The following is a 24358-nucleotide window of genomic DNA, read 5'->3' on the forward strand; positions in this document are numbered from 1 at the left end:
ACGGCGTTATTTCATAGACGTAATTATAATGATTTTATTAGCGGGGATGGAAGATAAATGAAAGGAAAAAGAGTGATTGCAGGCATTCTGCTTGCGGGAATTTTAGCAGTCACCATGGTAGGGTGTAAAAACACAGATAACACGAAAGAAGAAACAGAAAAGCCTGTTATTACCCTCGGAAGCGACAACTATCCACCATACAATTATCTGAATGAGGATGGTATACCGACGGGTATCGATGTAGAACTGGCTACGGAAGCGTTCAAAAGAATGGGATATCAGGTGGAGGTTGTGCAGATCAACTGGGAGAAGAAAAAAGAACTGGTGGAGAGCGGAGAGATTGACTGTATCATGGGCTGTTTTTCTATGGAAGGGCGTCTTGATGATTACCGTTGGGCAGGACCGTATATAGCAAGTCGTCAGGTGGTCGCTGTAAATGAGAACAGTGATATCTATAAACTGAGTGACCTGGAGGGTAAAAACCTGGCTGTTCAGTCCACAACCAAACCGGAAGGCATTTTTCTGAACCGGACGGATGCGAGAATCCCAAAGCTGGGCAATCTGATCAGTCTTGGACACAGGGAACTGATCTATACATTTCTGGGAAAAGGTTATGTAGATGCAGTCGCCGCACATGAGGAATCTATTGTTCAGTATAGGAAGGATTATGACGCAAGCTTCCGTATCCTGGAAGAGCCTCTGATGATCACCGGGATAGGTGTTGCTTTTGCAAAAGATGACGATCGGGGAATCTGTGAGCAGATGGACCAGACGCTGGAAGAAATGCGTCAGGATGGCACATCCCTGAAAATCATTGAAAAATACCTGGATGATCCGGAGAAGTATCTGGAGGTGGATGCTCTTGGATATTAAGAGAAAGAAAAAAGAAAAACAGATCCAGCTGCTCGGTGGCCTGGTTGGAATCTGTGTGGCGGTAGGCTCTCTGTTTTATTTCTTCCACGCAGAAAAAGTGGAAGCCGAGAAAAGAATGGTAGAGATTGTAAACTATGTCAAAGTGCAGTGCTCCACCTACACCCATTATAATGAATCTTCGGAATCCAAAAGTCTCCTCCGTGCCATTGAAAGTGCCAGACAGATGAGTACAAATATTAGCATGGAAACAGAAAACGGCGGTCAGCTGAGCCGGGAGTTCCTGCGAGGAAATCTGCAGACTCTCTGGGTGGATGGTATCATTGTACTGGATGCAGATGGAAAGACGGACTGTGAATACAGCACGGATGAATCTCTGACTAATGAGCTTACGGAGTATCTGCAAAAAGATATTATCATGGATTTTGCCGGATATGAAGAAAGAAGCTATTCGGAACGGTTTACCAGGAAAGACGGATCACATATTGACATTGCAGCCTGTGCTAGAAAAGATGCGCCGGGTATCGTTGCAATCTACTATTATACATCTCCTGAATTTACGAGAAATTATACTTTGACGATACAAAGTCTTTTAAATGGCTATAGTACGCAGAAAGATGGAACGATTATTGTTGCAGATAATGGAGTAGTTGTAGCCAGTAATGATGAAAAACTGCTGGGGCAGAGTACAACCGACAACGAAGTTGTTCAGGCAATGAAAAAGCATACAGACAGTCAGCACATTTTTCATTTGAAAAATGAAGGAACCGGATGTTACGGAATCATGCTGAAGCAGCGGGATTATTATATCTATGCATATCTTCCGGATACGGAAGTGTTCCATAACCTTCCATTAAGTGTAGCAAGTGTTATATTTCTTTATTTCCTGATATTCAGTATATTTTGGTTCTGGGCATACAGAACGAATCTGACGCATCAGAAAATGGAACAGGAAAAAGACGAAAAATATAAAGCAGAACTTCTGATTGCCGCAAAAAAGGCAGAGGCTGCCAATGAGGCAAAAACAGAGTTTCTCCAGCGGATGAGCCATGATATCCGGACGCCGATCAATGGAATCTGCGGCCTGGTCAATGTGGCAGACCATTATGCCGATAATGTGGAGAAACAGACGGAATACAGGACAAAGGTAAAAGAGGCATCCACTCTGTTGCTGGAACTGGTAAATGATGTTCTGGATATGAGTAAGCTTGAATCAGGTGAAATCGTTCTGGAAGAGATTCCATTTAATCTGAGCAGTATTTCCAGGGAAGTATTTATTGTGATCGAGCAGATGGCTGCAGAACAGAATATCCGGATCATGTGGGAGAAAAAAGAAATCACACATCGGGATTTTATTGGAAGCCCGGGGTATGTGAAACGTGTGATGATGAATATTCTGTCGAATGCAGTGAAATATAACAGAGAAAACGGACAGATTTATATCAGCTGCATGGAAATCCCATCCGAACAGCCGGAAATGACGACAATGGAATTTGTCTGCAGGGATACAGGAATCGGAATGACTGCGGAGTTCCAGAAATGTGTGTTTGAACCATTTGCACAGGAACACACAGGAAGCCGCACAAAATTTGCAGGAACAGGTCTGGGAATGCCGATTGCAAAGAATCTGGTCGAGAAAATGGGGGGAACGATTACTTTTGAAAGTAAAGAAGGCGTCGGGACGACATTTGTGATCCGGCTTCCATTCAAAATAAATCTGTATGCGGATAAACGGGAAGAACAGAAGGATGTATCCGAAAAATCTATAAAGGGACTGCATATTCTTCTGGCAGAAGACAATGAGCTGAATATGGAAATCGCAGAATTTATGCTTCAGAATGAAGGTGCCGATGTGACAAAAGCCTGGAATGGTCAGGAGGCTGTTGAGCTGTTCAGAAATAGTGAACCTGGTGAATTTGACGTCATTCTTATGGATATTATGATGCCGGTCATGAATGGTTATGAAGCAACGAAGATGATCCGGTCTCTGGACAGAGAGGATGCTAAGGCAATACCAATTATTGCAATGACAGCAAATGCGTTCACGGAGGACAGACTGAGAGCAAAAGAAGCAGGAATGAATGAACATATCTCCAAGCCTGTTGATGTGAGATTACTGGTAAAAGTAATTTGCAAATTGGTGGAATAGGGTCAGTCTGTCAGGAAAAATACAAAAAAATCAGGAAAGAAGAATGAATAAAAGTAGAAAAACATCAGCTGTACTATTTGCATGTATATTTGTGATCCTGGGAATGTGGATGATGTTATCAGTATACTGCCAGGCTGCTGAAACGAATAAGGATGAAAAACAGCCACAGACCATTCGTGTCGGTTCATTTGAGGATACTTTTAATTATGTCGGTAAAAACGGTGTCAGACAAGGATATGGGTACGAGCTCATGCAGGCTCTGGCAGGCTATACCGGATGGAAATTTGAGTATGTGAAATGTGACTGGTCCAACTGTTTTGATAAGCTTGAAAACGGTGAGATTGATATCATGGGGGATATCTCTTATACCGATGAACGTGCACAAAAGATGCTTTTTCCGGAGGAACCGATGGGTGAGGAAAAGTATATCCTTTATGCTGATTTATCGAATCTGGATATTGGAACGTATGATTTCAAGTTTATGGATGGGAAACGTGTCGGTGTACTTATGGATACAGAACCTGAAATCATGCTGACAGAATGGGAAAATAAGAATGGCATACATACAGAACATGTAAATGTGAATAATGATGATGATGTTGAAAAAAAATTAGCGAATCATGAGATCGATTGTTTTGTATCTCTGGAGGAATCCCTTTGGTCTGAACAGGGAATATCATCTGTTACTACGATTGGCAAGTCAGGCATCTATTTTGCAATAAATAAAGAGCGCAGCGATATCAAGACGGAACTGGATTATGCGATGCGCCAGCTGGAACAGGATAGTCCTTTTTTTAAGGCAGACCTGTATAAGAAGTATTTTACGCTTGCTTATAATCAGAGTCTTACCGGTGAAGAAAAATTATGGCTGGAAGAACATGGCAGTATTCGGATCGGTTTTTTGAACAATGATCCGGCAATCTTTTCCATGGATGAAGAGACTGGAAAACTTAACGGTATGCTGGCAGAATATATCTCGTATGCAAAAGACTGTCTGGGTAATCAGAGACTGAAATTTGGTATACAGGAATATGATGATTACAACGAAATGCTTCGGGCACTGCAGGATCATGAAATTGACATGATTTTTTATGTTGGCAGAAATCCTGATCTTGCAGAAAAAAAAGGTTATACACTTACAAACACAGCCTGGACCTACAGCCTGATGGCGGTAACGGATGAAAAATATTTCAATGAGAACGAGGCGTATTCGGTAGCTGTGGTAAAGGAACACGAAGCTTTAAAACAGCATATTGCGTTCAGTTATCCCAACTGGAAACTGATAGATTGCGATTCGCTTGCTGATGCGACAGATATGGTTCTTCATCAAAAAGCAGACTGTTTTCTTATGGGAACCAGTCAGGCGCTGAAATATGATAACAATCGAGATTTCAAGAGTATTCCACTTACAAAAACAATGGAAGCATGCTTTGCAGTAAGAGGTGGAGAGGGAACCCTTTTGTCGATACTGAATAAAACTTTGAAGACGATGCCTTCTGATATGCTTACAAGTACACTTGCTATCTATGACAGTACGGCAGATAAGGTGACTTTTTATGATTTTGTAAAAGACAACATGCTTGCTTTTTTTGCCACGGCAGGATTTTTTGGACTAAGCATCATTGCTATAATCCTCGTATTTTTACGGAAGGCAAGGAAGGCAGAAGCTGCCGCAAAGCTTGCGGCAAATGATACACAAAAACTGAATGACAAACTGGAAATCGCTCTGAAAAAAGCGGAGGATGCCAGTCTTGCAAAGACCCGTTTTCTTAACAATATGTCACATGACATCCGTACTCCTATGAATGTGATTCTGGGTTATGCACAGCTTATGGAGGATGAACTAAAAGGAAAGGATATGCCTGAAACTTCAGAACACTTGGAAAAACTGAAGCAGTCCGGCAATCTTCTTCTGTCAATTATAAATAATGTACTTGATATGGCCAAGATTGAGAGCGGAAAGATGGAGATCAATGAGAATTATGGCAGGCTTGGAGCTATCCGGCAGTCTTTGTTTGAAATATTTGAAGATGAAGCAAAGAAAAAGAATCTTGCACTTCATTACACGATAAATGTAGAACATGAGCATATATTGACAGATACGACCAAAGTAAAAGAAATATTTGTCAATATTCTGGGCAATGCCATAAAATATACGCCACCCGGTGGTTCTGTTATAATGAGTGTAGAGGAATTGCCATGCAACGAGCCTGGGTATATAATAGTGAGAAACAGAGTAAGCGATACCGGAATAGGCATGAGTGAAGATTTCCTGACAGAGATTTTCGAAGCGTTCACGCGTGAGCAGAATACCACAAAGAGCAAAATCGCGGGAACCGGACTGGGAATGTCGATTGTAAAGAAATATGTAGATCTGCTCGGTGGAACAATAGAGGTAGAGAGTGAGCTTGGAAAAGGCAGTACCTTTACGGTAACACTGAAACACAAAATAGCGGATGAAAGCTATTATGTGAAAAAGCATCTTGAAGAGTCTGGGATAAGCAGAGAAATCCTTAAAGACAGGAGTATTCTTTTGGCAGAGGACAATGATCTGAATGCAGAGATTGCAGCGGTAATACTTGAGCGTGCCGGTCTTAAGGTCGAACGTGTGGAGGATGGTCTTCAGTGTATAAGCAGGATAACGGAAATGCCGGCGGGAACCTATGATATCATCCTCATGGATATCCAGATGCCAAAAATGGACGGTTACAAAGCTACACAGACGATCAGGAACCTGTCAGATCAGGAGAAAGCATGCATACCGATCATTGCAATGACAGCAAATGCATTCGAAGAAGATAAGCGGGCTGCTATTGCAGCCGGAATGAATGGGCATATCGCAAAGCCGATCCAGGTTGATAAGCTGCTGTCGATATTAGCAGAAATGATAAGGCAACAAGAAAATTGAGCATAAGAGAGGAAGGAACTAAGATGAGTAAAGCATGGTGGAAAAGCAGTGTGATTTATCAGATCTATCCAAGAAGTTTTGCGGATAGTAACGGAGACGGCATCGGTGATCTGAACGGTATTACGGAACATCTGGATTATCTGAAGAAACTGGGTGTGGATGTAATCTGGCTGTCCCCGATTTATAAATCACCGAACGATGATAATGGATATGATATTTCTGATTATCAGGATATCATGACTGATTTCGGAACAATGGAAGATTTTGACCGGATGATCACAGAGATGCATAAACGCGGTATCAAACTGGTGATGGATCTGGTAGTAAATCACAGCTCCGATGAGCACAGATGGTTTCTGGAAAGTAAAAAATCGAAAGATAATCCATACCGCGATTATTATATCTGGAAAGATCCGAAAGACGGCAAAGAGCCGACAAACTGGGGAGCATGTTTTGGTGGTTCCGCATGGCAGTTTGATGAGACAACCGGCATGTACTATCTGCATTGTTTCTCCAAAAAGCAGCCGGATCTTAACTGGGAGAACCCGGCAGTACGTGACGAAGTATTTCGCATGATGACCTGGTGGTGTGAAAAAGGAGTAGACGGATTCCGCATGGATGTTATCAGTATGATTTCCAAAGACCCTGCATATCCGGACGGAGAAATCAAGGATGGTCTGCATGGTGATATGTCTCCATATGTATGTAACGGTCCCCATGTACATGAATATCTGCAGGAAATGAACAAACGTGTACTTTCCAGATTTGATCTGATCACTGTTGGTGAAACGCCGGGTGTTACAACGGAAGAAGCAAAGAAATATGCGAATCTGGATGGAAGCGAACTGAACATGGTGTTTCAGTTTGAACATATGGGAACCACAGACGGCAAATATGGTAAATGGACAACCAGAAAACCGGAGATGAAAAAAGTGCGTGCTGTCATGAACAAATGGCAGACTGAACTGGAAGGAAAAGCATGGAACAGTTTGTATTGGGATAATCACGATCAGCCCCGTGCGGTATCCCGATTTGGTGATGACAGTCCGATGTACCGGGAAATATCTGCAAAGATGATCGCAACTTGTCTGCATATGTTAAAAGGATCTCCATATATTTATCAGGGAGAAGAAATAGGTATGACAAATGCATATTTCAAATCGATCAGTGATTACAGAGACATCGAAGCGATCAATGCGTACAAAGAGTATACAGAAAGCGGGCTGATGACAGAAGAAGAAATGTTGAACTGCCTGAAGATGATCAGCCGTGACAATGCCAGAACACCAATGCAGTGGGATGACAGCGCAAATGCAGGATTTACTACGGGAACCCCCTGGATCAGTGTAAACAAAAATTATACACAGATTAATGCAAAAGCAGCACTGGAAGACAAGGATAGTGTATTCTACTACTATCAGAAACTGATCCGGCTGCGTCACCAGTATGAAGTGATCGTGGAAGGAGTATTCCACGGACTGCTGGAAGATAATGATGATATCTATGCATATGAGAGAACGCTTGGAAACGAAAAACTGGTGGTAGCATGCAACTTTACAAATAAGGAAGTCTCATGCGAACTGTTCGAAGAAAACGAAGGCGAAGAGTTGATCACAAACTACAAAAACCATGTAGCAGGAGCTTTGCAGCCATACGAGACAAGAGTGATTCTCTACAAATAGCAACGGATTCAGAAAAAATATTGAGAGACTGTAATTAATTCTGTGTAAACTCTAAAAGAGCTATATATCCTCTTGGATTGATGTTAAAATAAATATCAATTCAGGAGGATTTTTTTATGGCACGAAGAAGAAAAATGGATCCAGAACGCAAAGCGTTCATCAACAGCTTGTTGGAACACTATCAACCAAAGGATGCTCAGGATATCCAGGACATGCTGAAAGACCTGTTAGGCGAAACGCTGCAAGGTATGTTAGAAGCTGAAATGGATGATCACCTTGGATATTCCAAGTATGACTACAAGAACAAAGAGACAGACGATAGCCGCAATGGTTATAGTCCTAAAACTGTCACCTCTTCAATGGGAACGATCGATCTGGATATACCACGAGATCGAAAGGGAGATTTTGAACCGCAGATTGTGAAAAAGAATCAGACAGATATCTCAAACATTGAAGATCAGGTACTTTCTATGTATGCAAAAGGAATGACGACAAGAGATATCTCCGCTCATCTCAAAGATGTTTATGGTGTGGATGCATCCGCAGAAATGATATCACATATGACAGATCGAATCCTTCCTATCGCAAAAGAATGGCAAAACCGGCCGCTGGAAAGAAAATATGCCATTGTTTTTATGGATGCGGTACATTTCCATGTTCGGGAGGACAATCGAACGGTAAAAAAGGCAGTTTACGTTGCTATAGGTGTTAAACTGAACGGAAAACGTGAGGTCCTCGGCATGTGGGTAGGAGGAAATGAAAGTGCAAAATACTGGTTGTCCGTCCTCAACGAGATAAAAAACCGAGGTGTAGAGGATATCATGATCGTATCTGTGGATGGATTGACCGGATTCGGGGATGCGATTCATGCAGTATTCCCACAGGCGGAGATCCAAAGGTGTATTGTGCATCAGATTCGTTATTCTACAAAATTTATCTCTTACAAAGATTTAAAACCATTTATGGCGGATTTAAAGCTGGTTTACAAAGCTGATACAGAAGATCTTGCACTCACAGCCTTGGAAGATCTGGAAGAAAAATGGGGCAAAAAATACCCTGCTTCCATTGGATCCTGGAGAAATAACTGGACACAATTATCCACATATTTTAAATATCCATCTGAGATACGTAAATTAATATACACTACAAATTCCATCGAAAATTTTAACCGCCAGCTACGCAAGGTTACGAAATCCAAGACTATTTTTCCGACCGATGATGCACTTTTCAAGATGCTCTATCTGGCAATGATGGATGCCACAAAAAAATGGACCGGAAAGGCTTGGGACTGGGGTCTGACACTGGATCAGTTATGCATCTATTTTGGGGATCGGATCCAGCCAGAGGATATCGATTAAGCACAGATTCAATCGCATATCAAGGGTAAATAAACGCCCGATTTTCTCGGGCGCCCTTGACATGCCATAGAATCCATGCTACTAAATAAACAACAGGCTGAACAGCAAAGTATGCCATTCAGCCCATTACATTATATTTTTGTATTCTATAAACCTATGATTTTATCATCAATCTGAGAGGTTTACACAGAATAATTTACACTACCAATATTGATTCACGCAGAAACAGTTAGTAAGTTAACTTTTGTTCCCATAAAAGCAAAAAAATCAATAGTTTTAGGCCTATAATCCAAAAACTATTGATTTTTTGTTGCTTTAACGAAAACTGTTTTCCACAATACCCGGAAGCGGAGAATAGATAGAATTCTTGTAGCCCAGATGGAATTAATCATCAATGCCGTATTTGTTTTCCAGCGCTTCTTCTGCTAATTCCAGTTCATCTTCCAGTTTTTCAATCGCGCGTTCCCTCGCTTTGTATATCTCGAAGCTAATCTCTTTCATCTGGTAAGCATACTCAAATTCATCATCAAGTTTATCCAGTTCGTCATCAACTGCGTCTATCTGTTTTTTCAAAGCGTAGAATTGTTCGTGATTCTCAGATGCATTTGTAGATGTTTTTGCATTGTTTACACTTTTTGTTATATTACGGATATTGTTTTCATAAGAAGAGAAATCATAATCCTTTTCGTTCACATTCTCTACTGCGTTTTCTGTGTTACTGATGTTATCATCATCGTCATCTGTATTTGATGTTACAACTTCCTGTGTCTTAATTTCTATATCTTCTGCAGCTTCATTATTGGATGAGGTGCATCCTGTAAAAGCAAATATTAATGTGAGGGATAATAAAACTACTAATAATTTTTTCATAACATGTTCTCCTTTCGGCTCTTGAGTGTTTTGTTTTTGCTGTTATATGTATCATATAGGGGGAAGATTAAAAAAAGATTAAAACAAACAATAATTTCAAAAAAAGGATTCTAGCAACCGAAAACGATTGGTATTATAATAATTACATTATGAGATTACTGATTGTAGAAGACGAGAATGATTTAAGAAACATTGTCAAAAAAAGGCTGGTCAAGGAACATTACAGTGTAGATGCCTGTGGGGATGGTCTGGAAGCGATGGATCATATCGATATGACTTCCTACGATGGTATTATTCTTGATATCATGTTGCCGGGAAAGGATGGATATGAAATCTTAAGAGAATTAAGGCGACGAGAAGATGATACACCGGTTCTGTTACTGACAGCAAAAGACAGCATTGAAGACCGCGTCAAAGGACTGGATCTTGGTGCCGATGATTACCTGATCAAACCATTTGCATTTGAAGAACTGCTTGCAAGAATCCGTGTCATGATGCGTAGAAAGCCACAATTTACATCAAATCAACTAAAAATAGCAGATCTTATTCTGGATCGTGATACAAGAAAGGTTACAAGAGCCGGAAATGAAATTGATCTTTCTGCAAAAGAATTTATGGTTCTGGAATGTCTTATGCGTAACAAAAATATCGTAATGACAAGACTGCAGATTGAACAGAATGCGTGGAACTTTGATTTTGAAGGCGGTTCCAATGTGATCGACGTATACATTCGCTATTTGCGAAAAAAAATCGATGCACAATATGAACAAAAACTCATCCACACTGTTCGCGGTGTCGGATATGTAATGAGGGAAAACGAATGAAACAGATGACGATCAAGAAAAAAATTACGCTATGGTACACCGGAATCATCGTCGTAGTTCTTGGGACTATTCTAGTTCTCATCCTTCTTTTTGTGGATAGGGTTGGAATTTCTGCAACAGAAGAAGAAATCAGTGCCGCAGTGACCGGATTCTCTTCAAATATTAATTTTCAGGATGATTCCTTTTATCTTGACGTGGATACTAAATTTTACGATAACGGTATTATGTTTTGTATTTATGACAAAAACGGACGATTACTTTATGGAACGATTCCAGCCCAATTTCCAGAAGAAACTATCCTCATGTCGAATACACCGCGAACGATAAGCGAATCAAATCGAAAATGGATGATATATGACAGCGTTTACACTTACGGTGATGATGACGAAATATGGGTACGAGGAATTACCTCTGTACATTCTATAGAACTTTTCATGCAGACATCCAAGAAAATGCTGTTGATTGTATTTCCAGTACTTATTATTCTGATCGGGGTCATCGGATATTTTATGATCAAGCGGGCATTGAGACAGGTGGATCTTATCTGCGATGAAGTTGAAAACATCAGCAATGGAAAAGATCTTTCCAAACGATTGTCTCTGCCAAAAGCAAAAGATGAATTATACGAATTGTCGGAGAAATTTAACGAAATGTTCGAGCGATTGGAACTTTCGTTTGAGAAGGAGCGTCAATTCACATCAGACGTATCCCATGAACTGCGTACTCCCGTTGCTGTTATCATTTCCCAGTGTGAGTACTTATTGGAAAATGAAAACTTATCTGCGGAAGATAAGGAAGAGATTGCAGTTATCTTAAGGCAGGCAAAACGAATGTCAAAGCTGACAAGCGAAATGTTAATGATCGCCAGAAACGAACAGGGTGAGCAGCATCTGATGGAAAAACTGGATTTTGGATTATTAAGCGAACTTGTAATAGAAGAACTGCAGACAAAAGCACAGGAAAAAAATATTGAGATTATCCTGCAAAAGCAGGACGACTTATTTATGAACGGCGACCAGACATTGATTTTGCGTATGATGATGAATTTAATAACCAATGCCATCAATTACGGAAAAACAAATGGACATATTCATGTTATCCTGAAGGTCGAAAATGACCAGATTGTCGGTGAAGTGAAAGATGATGGTATTGGAATAAGTGTGGAACACCTGGACAAAATCTGGGAGCGTTTCTATCGCATAGACAAAAGCCGTTCCAGAGAAAATGGCGGTACCGGTCTCGGCCTTTCTATGGTGCGCTGGATTGTAAACCTCCACAATGGAACCATTCACGTCGAAAGTATCGAAGGTATCGGAACGAGTTTTATTTTCCGATTTCCGAAAATATAAGGAGTTATCACTGTATATACAGCCAGAAGATGCAAAATGGCGTTTAGACAATATGCATGAAACTTATCTACAGGATATGAACAGCAAGTATGTTTATCCAAACGTTTTTATGAGCATTGATGATACCAATAAAGTATCTCAGTATGATACAGATATTAAAAAATATGCAGAGCAGAAGAAAGCAGACGGGATTCTGCATGGCGGAATTGAAAAAGAGTGGGATTCCTATTTGAAGAAAATGGAACAGTATGGACTTTCTAATTATCTTTCAATTAAACAGAAATACTTTGATCAGTATCAGGAGTCATTGAGTGAAGAAAAATAACGATACGAACAACAGGAGAATTTGCATGAGTGAAATGTTAGAAAAGGCTAGAAAATATGAAGATGAACAGGGAAAGCAGATAAAAGCAGAAGACAGACCGGCTTTTCATGTGAGCCCATATGTCGGATGGATGAATGATCCGAATGGTTTTTCATACTATCAGGGAGAGTACCATCTTTTTTATCAGTATTATCCATACGATACACACTGGAACAGTATGCATTGGGGTCATGTGGTTAGTAAAGATCTGCTTCACTGGAAATATCTTCCGGCAGCTTTGGCACCGGATGAAGATTATGATAAAATTGGATGCTTTTCGGGAAGTGCAACAGAGTTAGGAGACGGCAGACAGTTGCTCATCTATACTGCAGTGGATCAGGAGAAAATGGAAGATGGAACTGTAAGGGATATTCAGACACAGGCAGTGGCTGTTGGCGATGGAAAAGATTATAAGAAATATGAGAAGAATCCGGTTCTGACAGCCAAAGATCTTCCGGAAGGTGCAAGTAAAGTGGATTTCCGGGATCCCAAGATCTGGAAAGAAAAAGATGGGTATTTTTATTGCGTAATTGGAAGCCGTCCGGCAGATGGAAGCGGACAGATTCTTCTTTACAGAAGTGCAGATGGATTCGAATGGGAATTTGTCAGTGTTCTGGCAGAAAATAAAAAACGTTATGGAAAGATGTGGGAGTGCCCGGACTTTTTCGAATTAGGTGGAAAACATGTTCTTCTGACAAGTCCACAGGACATGTTGCCGGAAGGACTGGAGTTCCATAATGGAAATGGGACATTATGTATCATCGGAGAGATGGATCCGGAGACATATACCTTAAAAGAAGAAACAGTACAAAGTGTCGATTATGGAATAGATTATTATGCAATGCAGACGTTGCTTGCACCGGATGGCCGTAGAATTATGATTGCCTGGATGCAGAACTGGGATACGATTGCTCATCGTTGTAGCGATTCAAAATGGTTTGCACAAATGAGCCTGCCGAGAGAATTGTCTGTGAAAAACGGAAGACTTTATCAGACTCCGATTAGAGAACTCGATGCAATGCGTAAAGACAGAGTTGAGTACAATGATATAGTAATAGATAATGATGTGATCACATTAGACAAAATCGAAGGACGAACCATAGATATGGAACTTGTGATACGTCCGAAGGATAAGGAAAATGCCTATAAGAAATTCGCATTACGTTTTGCACAGAATCAGAGGTTTCATACAGAATTGTGCTTCCGCCCGGATGAGTCTGTCCTGAAAATTGACAGAAAATTTTCAGGAACTGAACGAGCATTGGTTCATCAGAGAAGATGTCTGATACATGGAGATGCCAATGAATTAAAGCTTCGTGTAATTTTGGATAGATTTAGCGTAGAGATATTTATTAATGATGGCGAGCAGGTTATGTCGGCTGTTTTATTTACAGAACAAGAGGCAAAAGGAATTTCATTTTCTGCTGAAGGTGCAGCTAAAATAGATGTAGTGAAATACGATCTGGTTTAGGAAATACATGATAAAACTTGCATGGAGTTTGAACGCAGAATAAGCATTTCCCCGCTTCAAGTGCATAGAGCATTAAGCGGTGGGTAATGGGATGCTTATGTCAGTGGGAGTTAAAAGCGCCCACTGACAGGTCGCAAAGCGACTGCGTTCATGAACAAGTAGCGAAAGCGGATTGCGAATGTCCGCTTTACGACGCATGGATAAAGATAGGGGGATTCCTAAAACGGGAATCCCTCTTTGCAGTATAGGGGCATAGGGTATTGATGATAGAGGAAAGAAGAAAAAGATATGAGAAGGAACTGCATGAAAAATATTTGCAGTTATATTATAATGAACAATGTTATGAAGAATTAATCTGTCTGGCTAATTTTTCAGAATATGGACAAAATGCATGGCTGAATTGTCTGGAAGGTGAATATGAGGATTTATTTACAGGAGAAAAACTGGAGATGAATTCGGTATGGATGAATCCTTATCAGTATAGATGGTGTGTGAAAAAATAGGAATTTTATGAAAAAATCAATGTCATTTTTGAAGGCAGAATGGAGAATTTTATGAAAAAATATGATGTAGTGGCACTTGGAGAATTGTTAATTGATTTCACAGAAAATGGAAAAAGTAATCAGGGAAATCCGCTTTTTGAGGCAAATCCGGGAGGAGCACCATGCAATGTACTTGCAATGCTGACGAAACTCGGACATAAAACGGCATTTATCGGAAAAGTAGGAGAAGATTTTTTCGGAGAACAGCTGAAAGATGCGATAACAGAAGTAGGGATTAATGCAGATGGATTATGTACAGATAAGGAAATCCATACGACACTTGCTATGGTACATACTTATCCGGATGGAGACAGAGATTTTTCGTTTTATCGTAACCCGGGAGCGGATATGAAGCTGAACAAAGAAGAAATTTGTGAAGACATTATTAAAGAAACGAAAATCTTCCATTTCGGAACATTGTCTATGACTCATGAAGAAGTGCGCGAAGCAACAAAAGAAGCAATCCGTATTGCAGAAGAATCCGGTGCGATTGTTTCTTTCGATCCTAATTTACGACCTCCACTGTGGAATTCTTTGGATGAGGCGAAGGAACAGGTATTATATGGATTAGCACATTGTCAGATCCTGAAAATTTCAGACAATGAAATCCAGTGGCTGACAGGAGAAGAAGACTATACTGCGGGGGTAAACTGGATCAGAGAAAGATATCAGATTCCGCTGATCCTTGTATCTATGGGTAAAGAAGGAAGCCGTGCATATTATAACGAAATGATGGTAGAAGTAAAATCGTTCCTTCAGAAAAATACAATTGAGACGACAGGAGCAGGAGATACATTTTGTGGTTGTGTATTACATTATATCTGTGAACACGGAATGGAAAGTTTAGAAGAAGAAAACCTGAGGGAAATGCTGACTTTTGCAAATGCGGCTGCATCTGTGATTACAACAAGAAAAGGGGCACTGCGTGTAATGCCAACCAGAGATGAAATTGAGAATCTGTTGGCAATCCGCCTTTTTCCAGAATAACAGTGATAGAGTAGTCAGAATTTCAGTAAACGATCTGGCAGATAACTAATGAAAATGGACGCCTTTGCAAGTAATTTGCAGGGTGTCTTTTTTCACCATTTTGCATGGCTTGTAGTGTTCACAAAATAATTAGCACTCATGGGATTGATTCTGTTCGTTCTGCAATTAAGGAATTAGAGCATCATGGATATGTGGAACGTCATAGATTGCGTAATGAGTATGGCTTTTATGGCGATACCGAATATATTATCCGGGAAGTTCCATTAGGAGAAGAAAATGATTAAGTGGAGAATAGAAGTGCCTAAGAGCGGATAGTCCAATTTTGGACAAGAAGTAAATGGACAGCTCGTGATTGACGATAGTGCCAAAATTACGAATGCAAACGGACAGACCTATACTGCATCTACAGCACCGGTTATTATAAATCCAGGAGCAGCAGGGTACGGTGCACAGGAAAATCAAAAGGCCTCTTCTGGCAATGCGGCAATGGTAGCAGCAACTTCTGACAATACAGATTATTTCCCATATGAAGTAGAAGCAGGGGCAGTAGGAATCTATCAAAATGAAGATGGAACTTATTCAGGGACCATAGGATCAGAGGATACTGAAATTTCAGATGGATTATGCAGATGGTTGGACATGGTTTGACAGTGATGGAAATGTACTGAGTGATGAGAATGTGTCACAGATGACAACAGAAGAGAAAGCTCAGGCATTTCTGGAAGGACGATATGCAAAAGGAGAATCCGGACAAAATGCAGGTCCAGGAAGATGCGGAAACCTTAAGTGAACTGTTTAATTCTGAAGAAAAATAACAGTAAAACGAAAGGGAGTTATTTATATTTAAAGGAAGGTGATGAGGTCGTGGAATGCGACCTCATTATTATATGTGAACATGAAATAGCAGTAGGCGGAATGAGAAATATTTCTCGGCCTGATGGCGATTGTTGTTATCGGTATCTACTTGGGATTCAAGCGTGAGTTTTCCAAACGCATCGGATTCTTGGTAGTTGCCTTAGTAGCCGTTGGTCTTGTATTCAATGCGTCCGGCGTAAAAGATGTATTGTTACAGTTATTCAATAAGATTATTGGAACATAAAATTAGTATTGCTATTGTGCGGACATTTGCATATAATAAAGATAGATGGAAATACTACTCACGAAAGGAGATGTTTTATATGGCTACAAAATCAGCAAATTTATATGCAAGGATTGAACCAGATGTCAAAGAAAAAGCAGAAAGTATCCTGTCTGCACTTGGTATCCCTGCTTCCAGTGCTATCAATATGTTTTATAAACAGATTATCTTACAGAGAGGACTGCCGTTTGAAGTAAAAATACCATCTGCCAGACCTGTTGATATCAGCACATTATCAGAAGTAGAGTTCAATGAAGAATTGGAGAAAGGATATGCGGATATGCAGGCTGGACGGACAAAAAATGCGAAGAAAGCATTTGCTGACATTCGCAAGGATTATGGCCTATGATATATGAAGTAGAATTATCCGAACAGGCTGACAGTGATTTGAGAGGGATTTTTGAATATATTGCTTTTGAATTGCAATCGCCGGAAAATGCAAGCGGACAGCTTGACCGTCTGGAAGAACAGATATTAAGTCTGGATACGATGCCGGAGCGTTATCGAAAATATGAAAAAGAACCGTGGAAAAGCCGTGGACTTCGTGTATTACCAGTAGACAATTATGTGGTACTTTATATTCCAGACAGCGATAAAAAAGTTGTAACAATACTTAGAGTAATGTATGCCGGACGGGACATAGACAATCAGTTAAATCTCCATACAAAGCAATAAAGGATATTCCCTATTGTGGCGGTATAAAGGATTTATTGCAGAAATCCGAAGAATTTCTGTTTTATCCAGAGTGCCACAACATCATGGACGTTGCTCATTACCGCTTGGAGCATAACATTGAATTTTCTGCTCTTTCTGAAAAAAGAAAGAAATACTTTAATCTGGAAGCCTACGCCCATGAGCTGGAAGAAAAAGGACGTTATGCTGTCTGCAACAACGGTATGTTCAAGCTCTGATGGTGGTAGTCCTTATGGCAGATTTTATGATTACAACCGAAAGGAAGAGAAGCGCTTATGATTGATGATATGCAAGTCTATATAGCCAATCTTGGCAAATACAATGAGGGAGAACTGGTCGGGGACTGGTTCTCTTTTCCGTTGAACGAAGAAGTGATTACAGAACGTATCGGCTTAAATGCAGAGTATTTGTGTTTGTCAATATGGGAATCATACTGATTAGAATATATCTTCGGAAGAAGTTTGATTGTATGTAAATTATTATTTTAATGACCAGATGAGGGGATAAATTGCATTCCAAGTGCAGTGAATATAATGCGCATGAACATAAAATTTTAAATATTATGAAAACAAAATTTGGTTGATTAACCAGGTAAAAGTGATATACTGAATGCATAAGAAAAGAAACCGTGTGGAATTACAGTTTTGTTTTCACACGGTTTTTTAGAAAATGAGAGTTAGATATTGCTAACATGAACACTGGCAGTTTTTTTAAAAATGAAAAAGAGGACGGATTTCTATGAAAATATTGATTTATGGTGCAGGTGTGATTGGATCCTTGTATGCGGTCTTATTTGCAGAAACTGGTTATGCCTGTTTATTGTGTAATAGGTAAGATTCCGGCTGTTCGGAATATCTCAAATAAAATAATAGTTTTGGAGAAACGTGGCCGATATTAAGGAGATGATGCAGATGCAGAAAAGACATTTTGAAATGGAAACAGATGGACTTTATGGTGCATATTGGAAATGTAAAACCGATTCAGACTGTGCAATGATTGCAATGATCGGAGATGATTCGGAAGATTATCTGGCACGAACATCCGTAAAATGGTTACATAAATTTGGTGTGAATGTGATGACGATGTCACCGGCAAAAAAGGATTATGGACATCATAATTATCCACTGGAACGTATAGAGAAAGCAATCAGTTGGTTAAAAACACATGGTAATCAGAGGATAGGAATTGTCGGGGCATCCGATTGAAAAAGAAACAAAACGAACCGGTGATATGATCAATTCAAGAAAACTATTTGATGATTCTGAAAAGGCTCACCCAATCACAGAAGACGAGATGATCAAGATTGAAAAAATCCATGGAACAGTATTGTTAATTGGTGCTGAAGATGATGTGTTGTGGGATACTGCAAAATATATGCGCCGTATGAAGCAGCGTATGAAAGAACATTCACACACATGCAGATTGGATTATGTCATTTATGAGCATGGAACCCATTTCGTTTTTCCGGAGAGTATGTTAAAGACGATGCTGCCAATTGGTTCTGGAATCTTTATGAAACTGGCATTTCAGGCGGCAAGAAAGTATCCGAAAGAATGTCAGAGTGCACGGATGGATATTGACCAGCGGGTGAGAAATGCTGTTGCTGAATGGAAGAGTACAGAAAGATAGATTAAAATAGATAGAAGGTATAAGTATGGTATTTAAAACAATAGGAAATAAATCAAATCCAGTTATCTTGTTTTTCCATGCAATGGAAGTAATTGGGGAAAGTAGTATGCCGGTTGCAGAGAAAATGAAAGAAAAATATTACTGTATTATGCCAACATCAACCGTGTATTGCTCTGGGCAGAGATATCAAAGTAAAAGAGATGAAATACAGCAAATTGTACGATTTCTGGAAAATCATGGAATCAAAGAGATAGAACTTGCAGTTGCATCTTCGATTGGAGCAGATCTCGCCATGGCATTCCTGACAGAGATAAAAATACCGGTAAAGCATGTTTTTTTTGATGGCGGGCAGTTTGCACAGATTGGAAAGGCAACACGCAGAATCATGGTTCCGTTCTTATATATAGCAATGAAAAGTTTATATTGGTCAAAAGGAAAGACACTAAAGAGAATCATGTGGTGTGACGATGATAAAATTAAACCTTATTTTATAGAGGCAGGAAAGAACTTGACGTATGGAAATCTGAGAAGACAGCTGACAGACAGTTTGGAAGATAAGCCATTTTCAGAACTATCAGAAGAATTGCAGAAACATACATTCTGGGAATTTGGAAGTATAGAAGAACATTTTAAATACAGAAATGCAGTGATGCAGACTTATATATACGGTAACTTTCCGGTTTTTGAGGGATTCAACCATATGCAGTATCAAATTCAAAATCCGGAGGGATTTGCCAGAATGCTCGAAACAATTATTGAGACTGACCGATTACCGGAATTGGCATTTACGATGTGGTATAGAGGAAAATAGTTATGAAAAATGCTTATGAGCTTGCTGAAAATATATTGAAGTCCAAACCCGATAAGAATATAGAATTAAAATCATCAGATTCTTTTGCCAGTATTGAGTTATATGGTACATCAGCTTGCAAAAGAAAATCTGTCTGAATAGAACAGACTTGTAAAACTGCAGAAAGCATCTGCGGAGTGGAAACTGAATACACGAGGAAAAAAATTGAAACACCAAGACTTGACAAATTCCTGTAATGAGTTAAAATATAACAGTGTTATATAACGCTGTTATATTTTGAAAAGAAGTTTAGAGGATACGAAAAGAATGTCGACGAAAGCAGAAGATACACAGAAAAACATATTAGATACAGCCAGAAAACATTTTCTGAAAGATGGTTTGACAGGAGCATCTTTAAGAAATATTGTAAAAGATGCAGGGCTTACTACTGGCGCATTTTACAAATATTATCCGACGAAAGAGGCACTTTTTGATGCACTGACGGATCCTTATATGGAACATATTTATCAGATTTATGACCAGATCGTTGAGGAGTTTGAAAAGCTTTCTGCCAGTGATCAGACAAGGAATATGTCGGATACATCCAGTGATGGGATGGAGCAGATGGTTGATTATATCTATGATCATTATGATAATTTCAGATTATTGTTGAAATGCGGAGACAGTGGAAAATTTGAATTATTCATACACAATATGGTAGAGCGGGAAATGAAGTCCAGCTTGAATTATATGGAAAAGATGAAAGAGAACGGTGTGAAAATACCGATTGTAGAGGAAAGCCTTATGCATATGATCTATACGGGATTTTTTTCATCAGTATTTCAAATCATTGAGCATGATATAGACAGGGAGACTGCAAAGAAAAATGTACATCAACTGAAAGAATTTAATACAGGTGGCTGGGAACGATTGTGGAATATTGAATTTCCAGTATAACTGATGCAGGAATTCTGAATAGGTTATGTGTGTTGCAGGTTCTGGAATTCTGAATAAAGTTCAGACAGGATAATAATATCAGGTGGTTGATGCCAGTAGACCACCTATTTTATTATATACTGGTTAGTGCGAACTAATAGAAGGTAAAATAATAAAACGAACGTAAGGAGTGAAAAGATGTGAAAGAAAAAAAGAAGTCGGCAGTCAGCTGGATCCTGACGTGGGCCGGACAAAAAAGAATTGCCTATGTGTGGAGTGTGTTATTTGCAATAGGAAATGTGATTTTTAAGATTTTGCCGTATTTTATTATTGCAGATGTAGTAAAGCTGTTTTTAAATGGTGAAAAGGAGTTTGAAATATATCTTGCAAAAGCGGTTCTGATTGCATTATCGTTTATCATTGCAGAACTGCTTCATTCACTTTCGACAGCATTGTCACATAAAGCAACGTTTGCAGTACTTGCAAATATAAGAAAATCCTGCTGTGACAAGCTGGCGCGGGTACCTCTTGGCTATGTGAAAGACACACCTTCCGGTACATTTAAAAATATTATGGTGGAAAGAATCGACAGTATCGAGACAACACTGGCGCATATTGTCCCGGAATTCACGTCCAATCTGCTGGCACCGATTGTGATTTTGATTTATTTCTTCCTGACAGACTGGAGATTGGCACTCTGGTCATTGGTGCCGGTTATAGTGGGATTTCTTTCCTATTTTGGAATGATGCTGGATTATAAACCAAGCTTCGAGAGAACGGTTCAGACAACAAAAGATCTGAATGATGCGGCAGTGGAATATATTGACGGAATCGAAGTGATCAAGGCATTTGGAAAGACAGAAAGTTCTTATGCAAAATTTACAAAGGCGGCTATGGCTTATGCAGATTCCTTTATTTCCTGGATGAAACGGTGCTCGATCTTTCATGGACTGATGATGGTGGTCACACCTTATACGCTTCTTACGGTATTGCCGTTTGGGGCACATTATGTAGCCAATGGAACACTTGCGATTTCAGATTTTGTCATCTGCATTATTTTATCACTTGGAATCGTTGGACCGTTGATCACAGTGGGTTCCTATACAGATGATCTTGGCAAGATCGGAGTGATTGTTGGTGAAGTGGCAGGAATTCTGGAACAACCGGAACTGGAACGTCCAGAGAAAAGTAAATGTGTTCCAAAAGATAACTCCGTTACTCTTGAAGATGTCAGATTTGGTTATCACGACAAAGAAATCCTGCACGGAGTAACTATGGAGCTGAAAGCAGGAACGGTAAATGCAATCGTAGGACCTTCCGGAAGCGGCAAGTCGACCATCGCAAAGCTGATTGCGTCCCTGTGGGATGTGGATTCCGGAAGCATCAAAATCGGTGGAGTTGATGTCAAAGAACTGGCATTTGCAGATTTTAATCGGAAAATTGCATATGTTGCACAGGACAATTATCTGTTTAATGAAACAGTCCGTGAAAATATCAGACAGGGAAATACGGATGCTACAGATGAACAGATCATCGAGGTGACAAAGAAAAGTGGATGCTATGAATTTATCATGCAGTTGGAGAATGGATTTGATACGGTTGTAGGAGGTGCAGGAGGACATCTGTCAGGTGGCGAGAGGCAGCGTATCTCCATTGCAAGAGCAATGTTAAAGGATGCTTCGATCGTGATCCTTGATGAGGCAACTGCCTACACAGATCCGGAAAATGAGGCAATTCTGCAGAATTCTATCGCAAAACTGGTAGCAGGGAAGACACTGATCGTAATCGCACACAGACTTTCTACTGTTAAGGACAGTGACCAGATCTTTGTTGTAAATGATGGAAATGTAACAGCACATGGCACACATGAGGAACTTCTGGTGTCATGCCCGCTTTATAAGGAAATGTGGAATGCCCATATTTCTGTAAAAGATACGGTGAAGGAGGGAGAATGATATGTTTGGGATTCTGGCAAAATTCTTTCATTTTTCAGGCAGGGAAAATGGCAATAAATTTAAACTGTCGATAGTGATCGGACTCATAGAGGCTCTTGCCTCAGCAATGAAGATTCCGGCTATTATGTACATACTGATTGGTCTGCTGAGTGGGAAATCGACAGGAAAATATATTGGAGGCTCCGTTGCGATTATGGTTCTTGCAATTGTAGTCGACGTAATCTGCAAGAGATACTCTACAGTGCTTCAGACAGAGGGAGGATATAATGCAAGTGCTTTTATGAGAATCAAGATTGCAGAACATCTGCGATATCTGCCGATGGGGTATTTCAATTCCAATAGTATCGGGGAAATTTCTTCCATTACAACCAATACAATGGAAATACTTGGCGATGTGGCTGCGAGAGTGGTCATGCTGACCATGCAGGGAATTCTGGAAACATCCATGATCATTCTGATGTTGTTTCTTTTTGACTGGAGAATCGGATTGATCGCCGTAGCAGGAGTACTTATTTTCTTTGGAGTCAATTCTGTGATGCAGAATACAGGGAAAAAAGATTCAGAGCAAAAAGTGGTATGCGATACAGAGCTTGTAAACCAGATCATGGAGTATCTGCAGGGAATATCAGAAGTAAAATCATACAATCTGCTTGGAAAAAAGGCAAAGAGATTAAATGATGCAAATGAAGCATGTGAAAAGATCAATACAAAGATGGAGATGTTGTTTGTTCCCTATCATTTTCTGCAAAGTGTGATAACAAAAATCACAGGTGCAGTGATTGTAGCATGCAGTGCATATTTTTATATTAATGGAACTATGAGTGCGGTCTATGCGATCGGTATGACAATTTCAGCATTTATGCTTTATGCCAGTCTGGAATGTGCAGGAAATTATTCATCCCTTTTACATGTGGTAAGTGTATGTGTAGATAAAGCAAATGCAATACTGGAACTGGATACCATGGATATTGACGGTAAAGAAATACAGCCGGAAAATTACGATATCAGACTTTCTAATGTTTCGTTTTCTTATGACAAACGGAAGATCATTGATGATATATCGCTCTCTATTCCGCAGAAAACGACGACAGCAATCGTTGGACCATCTGGTGGAGGAAAATCAACACTTTGCAATCTGATTGCCAGGTTCTGGGATGTGGATTCCGGAGAAGTGATGCTTGGAGGCGTGAATGTAAAAGACTATAGCATGAATAGTTTAATGAGTAATTTTTCATTTGTATTTCAGTCTGTGTATTTGTTTGCAGATACCATTGAGAATAATATTAAATTCGGACGTCAGGATGCAAGCCATGAGGAAGTGGTGGAAGCGGCAAAGAAAGCGTGCTGTCACGATTTCATCAGCAAACTTCCGAATGGATATGACACAGTGATCGGAGAAGGCGGAGCCACACTTTCCGGCGGTGAGAAACAGCGGATCTCGATAGCCAGAGCAATCATGAAGGATGCACCAATCGTTATATTAGATGAGGCAACGGCCAATGTTGATCCTGAGAATGAAAAGGATCTGATGAATGCAGTAGATGCACTTACAAAGGAAAAAACGATTATTATGATTGCCCACAGATTAAAAACGGTCAGACATGCAGATCAGATTGTGGTTGTTGAAAAAGGAAGAATTGCACAGCAGGGAACACATGAGCAACTAATGAAGCAGGAAGGTATTTATAAGAGATTTGTGGATGCAAGGCAGCAGGCGGTAAGTTGGAAACTGGTGCACTGAGAAATAATCCACAGTTGGTGAATATCCAAATTGAATTGTCTGAAAGAGATTTAATTTAAGTTTCGCTTATATAGGTGTCTGAGGAAAATTTCATAGGAAAAA

The 24358-nt window shown here is 39.9% G+C and carries 26 protein-coding genes and 1 pseudogene; 26 read left to right on the forward strand and 1 reads right to left on the reverse strand.

The genetic code is table 11. The features are described from left to right. Positions 1-57: 57 nt before the first annotated feature. The 5 genes from ACIRUQ_RS01905 to ACIRUQ_RS01925 all read left to right on the forward strand — a co-directional run bounded on the left by ACIRUQ_RS01905 (position 58) and on the right by ACIRUQ_RS01925 (position 8967). Positions 58-873, forward strand: coding sequence for an ABC transporter substrate-binding protein (locus tag ACIRUQ_RS01905; RefSeq protein WP_021737703.1), 816 nt, complete (start codon positions 58-60; stop codon positions 871-873). Continuing rightward, entirely contained in the window at positions 857-3019 is a 2163-nt protein-coding gene (locus tag ACIRUQ_RS01910; protein ID WP_055289850.1) for an ATP-binding protein, read from the forward strand. The genes ACIRUQ_RS01905 and ACIRUQ_RS01910 overlap by 17 nt, the downstream gene beginning before the upstream one ends. Before the next feature lie 43 nt (positions 3020-3062). Further along, on the forward strand, positions 3063-5927 hold the full coding sequence (locus ACIRUQ_RS01915) for a transporter substrate-binding domain-containing protein (protein ID WP_055289853.1): 2865 nt from the start codon (positions 3063-3065) through the stop codon (positions 5925-5927). 23 nt (positions 5928-5950) lie between these two features. Then, positions 5951-7609: an alpha-glucosidase gene (locus ACIRUQ_RS01920; RefSeq protein WP_044962538.1), complete on the forward strand. Its 1659-nt coding sequence runs from the start codon at positions 5951-5953 to the stop codon at positions 7607-7609. 134 nt (positions 7610-7743) lie between these two features. Beyond that, on the forward strand, positions 7744-8967 hold the full coding sequence (locus ACIRUQ_RS01925; RefSeq protein WP_370808086.1) for an IS256 family transposase: 1224 nt from the start codon (positions 7744-7746) through the stop codon (positions 8965-8967). Between the two features lie 384 nt (positions 8968-9351). On the opposite strand, the gene ACIRUQ_RS01930 is transcribed toward ACIRUQ_RS01925, so the two are convergent. Beyond that, the gene (locus ACIRUQ_RS01930; protein ID WP_021739700.1) at positions 9352-9837 is read right to left on the reverse strand and encodes a hypothetical protein; all 486 of its coding nucleotides are present in this window, start codon (positions 9835-9837) and stop codon (positions 9352-9354) included. Positions 9838-9986: 149 nt separating this feature from the next. Here ACIRUQ_RS01930 and ACIRUQ_RS01935 point away from each other — a divergent pair, with 149 nt between their 5' ends. The 21 genes and pseudogenes from ACIRUQ_RS01935 (at position 9987) to ACIRUQ_RS02035 (ending at position 24256) form a co-directional block, all read left to right on the forward strand. Further along, the gene (locus ACIRUQ_RS01935) at positions 9987-10661 is read left to right on the forward strand and encodes a response regulator transcription factor (RefSeq protein WP_021739699.1); all 675 of its coding nucleotides are present in this window, start codon (positions 9987-9989) and stop codon (positions 10659-10661) included. Then, positions 10658-12010, forward strand: coding sequence for a cell wall metabolism sensor histidine kinase WalK (locus ACIRUQ_RS01940; protein ID WP_021739698.1), 1353 nt, complete (start codon positions 10658-10660; stop codon positions 12008-12010). Before ACIRUQ_RS01935 ends, ACIRUQ_RS01940 begins: the two co-directional genes overlap by 4 nt. A gap of 109 nt (positions 12011-12119) precedes the next feature. After that, positions 12120-12335, forward strand: coding sequence for a hypothetical protein (locus tag ACIRUQ_RS01945; protein ID WP_341438385.1), 216 nt, complete (start codon positions 12120-12122; stop codon positions 12333-12335). Between the two features lie 25 nt (positions 12336-12360). Then, positions 12361-13845, forward strand: a complete 1485-nt coding sequence (locus ACIRUQ_RS01950) for a glycoside hydrolase family 32 protein (RefSeq protein ID WP_044963961.1) — start codon at positions 12361-12363, stop codon at positions 13843-13845. 263 nt (positions 13846-14108) lie between these two features. Next, positions 14109-14348, forward strand: coding sequence for a hypothetical protein (locus tag ACIRUQ_RS01955; protein WP_021739695.1), 240 nt, complete (start codon positions 14109-14111; stop codon positions 14346-14348). Between the two features lie 51 nt (positions 14349-14399). Then, positions 14400-15374 (forward strand): carbohydrate kinase, encoded by a 975-nt coding sequence (locus ACIRUQ_RS01960; RefSeq protein ID WP_044963959.1) that lies wholly within the window; start codon positions 14400-14402, stop codon positions 15372-15374. Between the two features lie 104 nt (positions 15375-15478). Further along, positions 15479-15658: a hypothetical protein gene (locus ACIRUQ_RS01965; RefSeq protein WP_021739693.1), complete on the forward strand. Its 180-nt coding sequence runs from the start codon at positions 15479-15481 to the stop codon at positions 15656-15658. Between the two features lie 64 nt (positions 15659-15722). Further along, positions 15723-16022, forward strand: coding sequence for a hypothetical protein (locus tag ACIRUQ_RS01970; RefSeq protein WP_055290949.1), 300 nt, complete (start codon positions 15723-15725; stop codon positions 16020-16022). Next, complete coding sequence (locus ACIRUQ_RS01975) at positions 15991-16164, forward strand: hypothetical protein (protein ID WP_021739691.1); 174 nt, start codon at positions 15991-15993, stop codon at positions 16162-16164. Before ACIRUQ_RS01970 ends, ACIRUQ_RS01975 begins: the two co-directional genes overlap by 32 nt. A gap of 147 nt (positions 16165-16311) precedes the next feature. Beyond that, a complete protein-coding gene (locus ACIRUQ_RS01980) occupies positions 16312-16473 on the forward strand; it encodes a hypothetical protein (RefSeq protein ID WP_021739690.1) in 162 nt (53 codons plus the stop codon). Between the two features lie 79 nt (positions 16474-16552). Beyond that, the gene (locus ACIRUQ_RS01985) at positions 16553-16861 is read left to right on the forward strand and encodes a type II toxin-antitoxin system RelB/DinJ family antitoxin (protein WP_044963956.1); all 309 of its coding nucleotides are present in this window, start codon (positions 16553-16555) and stop codon (positions 16859-16861) included. Then, positions 16858-17187: a type II toxin-antitoxin system RelE/ParE family toxin gene (locus ACIRUQ_RS01990; RefSeq protein ID WP_055290947.1), complete on the forward strand. Its 330-nt coding sequence runs from the start codon at positions 16858-16860 to the stop codon at positions 17185-17187. Before ACIRUQ_RS01985 ends, ACIRUQ_RS01990 begins: the two co-directional genes overlap by 4 nt. Positions 17188-17222: 35 nt before the next feature. Continuing rightward, positions 17223-17423 carry an antirestriction protein ArdA gene (locus ACIRUQ_RS01995; RefSeq protein ID WP_242831206.1) on the forward strand — a complete coding sequence of 67 codons (201 nt, stop codon included), beginning with the start codon at positions 17223-17225 and terminating at the stop codon, positions 17421-17423. A gap of 60 nt (positions 17424-17483) precedes the next feature. Beyond that, a pseudogene (locus ACIRUQ_RS02000) lies at positions 17484-17612 on the forward strand (antirestriction protein ArdA); the annotation flags it as partial. A gap of 504 nt (positions 17613-18116) precedes the next feature. After that, positions 18117-18410 (forward strand): hypothetical protein, encoded by a 294-nt coding sequence (locus tag ACIRUQ_RS02005; RefSeq protein ID WP_336302856.1) that lies wholly within the window; start codon positions 18117-18119, stop codon positions 18408-18410. Between the two features lie 25 nt (positions 18411-18435). Continuing rightward, a complete protein-coding gene (locus ACIRUQ_RS02010) occupies positions 18436-18834 on the forward strand; it encodes an acyl-CoA thioester hydrolase/BAAT C-terminal domain-containing protein (RefSeq protein WP_021739683.1) in 399 nt (132 codons plus the stop codon). A gap of 25 nt (positions 18835-18859) precedes the next feature. After that, entirely contained in the window at positions 18860-19645 is a 786-nt protein-coding gene (locus ACIRUQ_RS02015; RefSeq protein WP_021739682.1) for a hypothetical protein, read from the forward strand. Positions 19646-19647: 2 nt separating this feature from the next. Next, on the forward strand, positions 19648-19782 hold the full coding sequence (locus tag ACIRUQ_RS02020) for a hypothetical protein (RefSeq protein WP_021739681.1): 135 nt from the start codon (positions 19648-19650) through the stop codon (positions 19780-19782). A 169-nt stretch (positions 19783-19951) separates the two neighbouring features. Beyond that, the gene (locus ACIRUQ_RS02025) at positions 19952-20581 is read left to right on the forward strand and encodes a TetR/AcrR family transcriptional regulator (RefSeq protein ID WP_021739680.1); all 630 of its coding nucleotides are present in this window, start codon (positions 19952-19954) and stop codon (positions 20579-20581) included. Between the two features lie 179 nt (positions 20582-20760). Further along, positions 20761-22515, forward strand: coding sequence for an ABC transporter ATP-binding protein (locus ACIRUQ_RS02030; RefSeq protein WP_021739679.1), 1755 nt, complete (start codon positions 20761-20763; stop codon positions 22513-22515). A gap of 1 nt (position 22516) precedes the next feature. Further along, entirely contained in the window at positions 22517-24256 is a 1740-nt protein-coding gene (locus ACIRUQ_RS02035) for an ABC transporter ATP-binding protein (protein ID WP_021739678.1), read from the forward strand. Positions 24257-24358: the final 102 nt, after the last annotated feature.

The organism is Eubacterium ramulus, from assembly GCF_045002895.1.
In the GTDB taxonomy this organism is placed as follows: domain Bacteria; phylum Bacillota; class Clostridia; order Lachnospirales; family Lachnospiraceae; genus Eubacterium_I; species Eubacterium_I ramulus.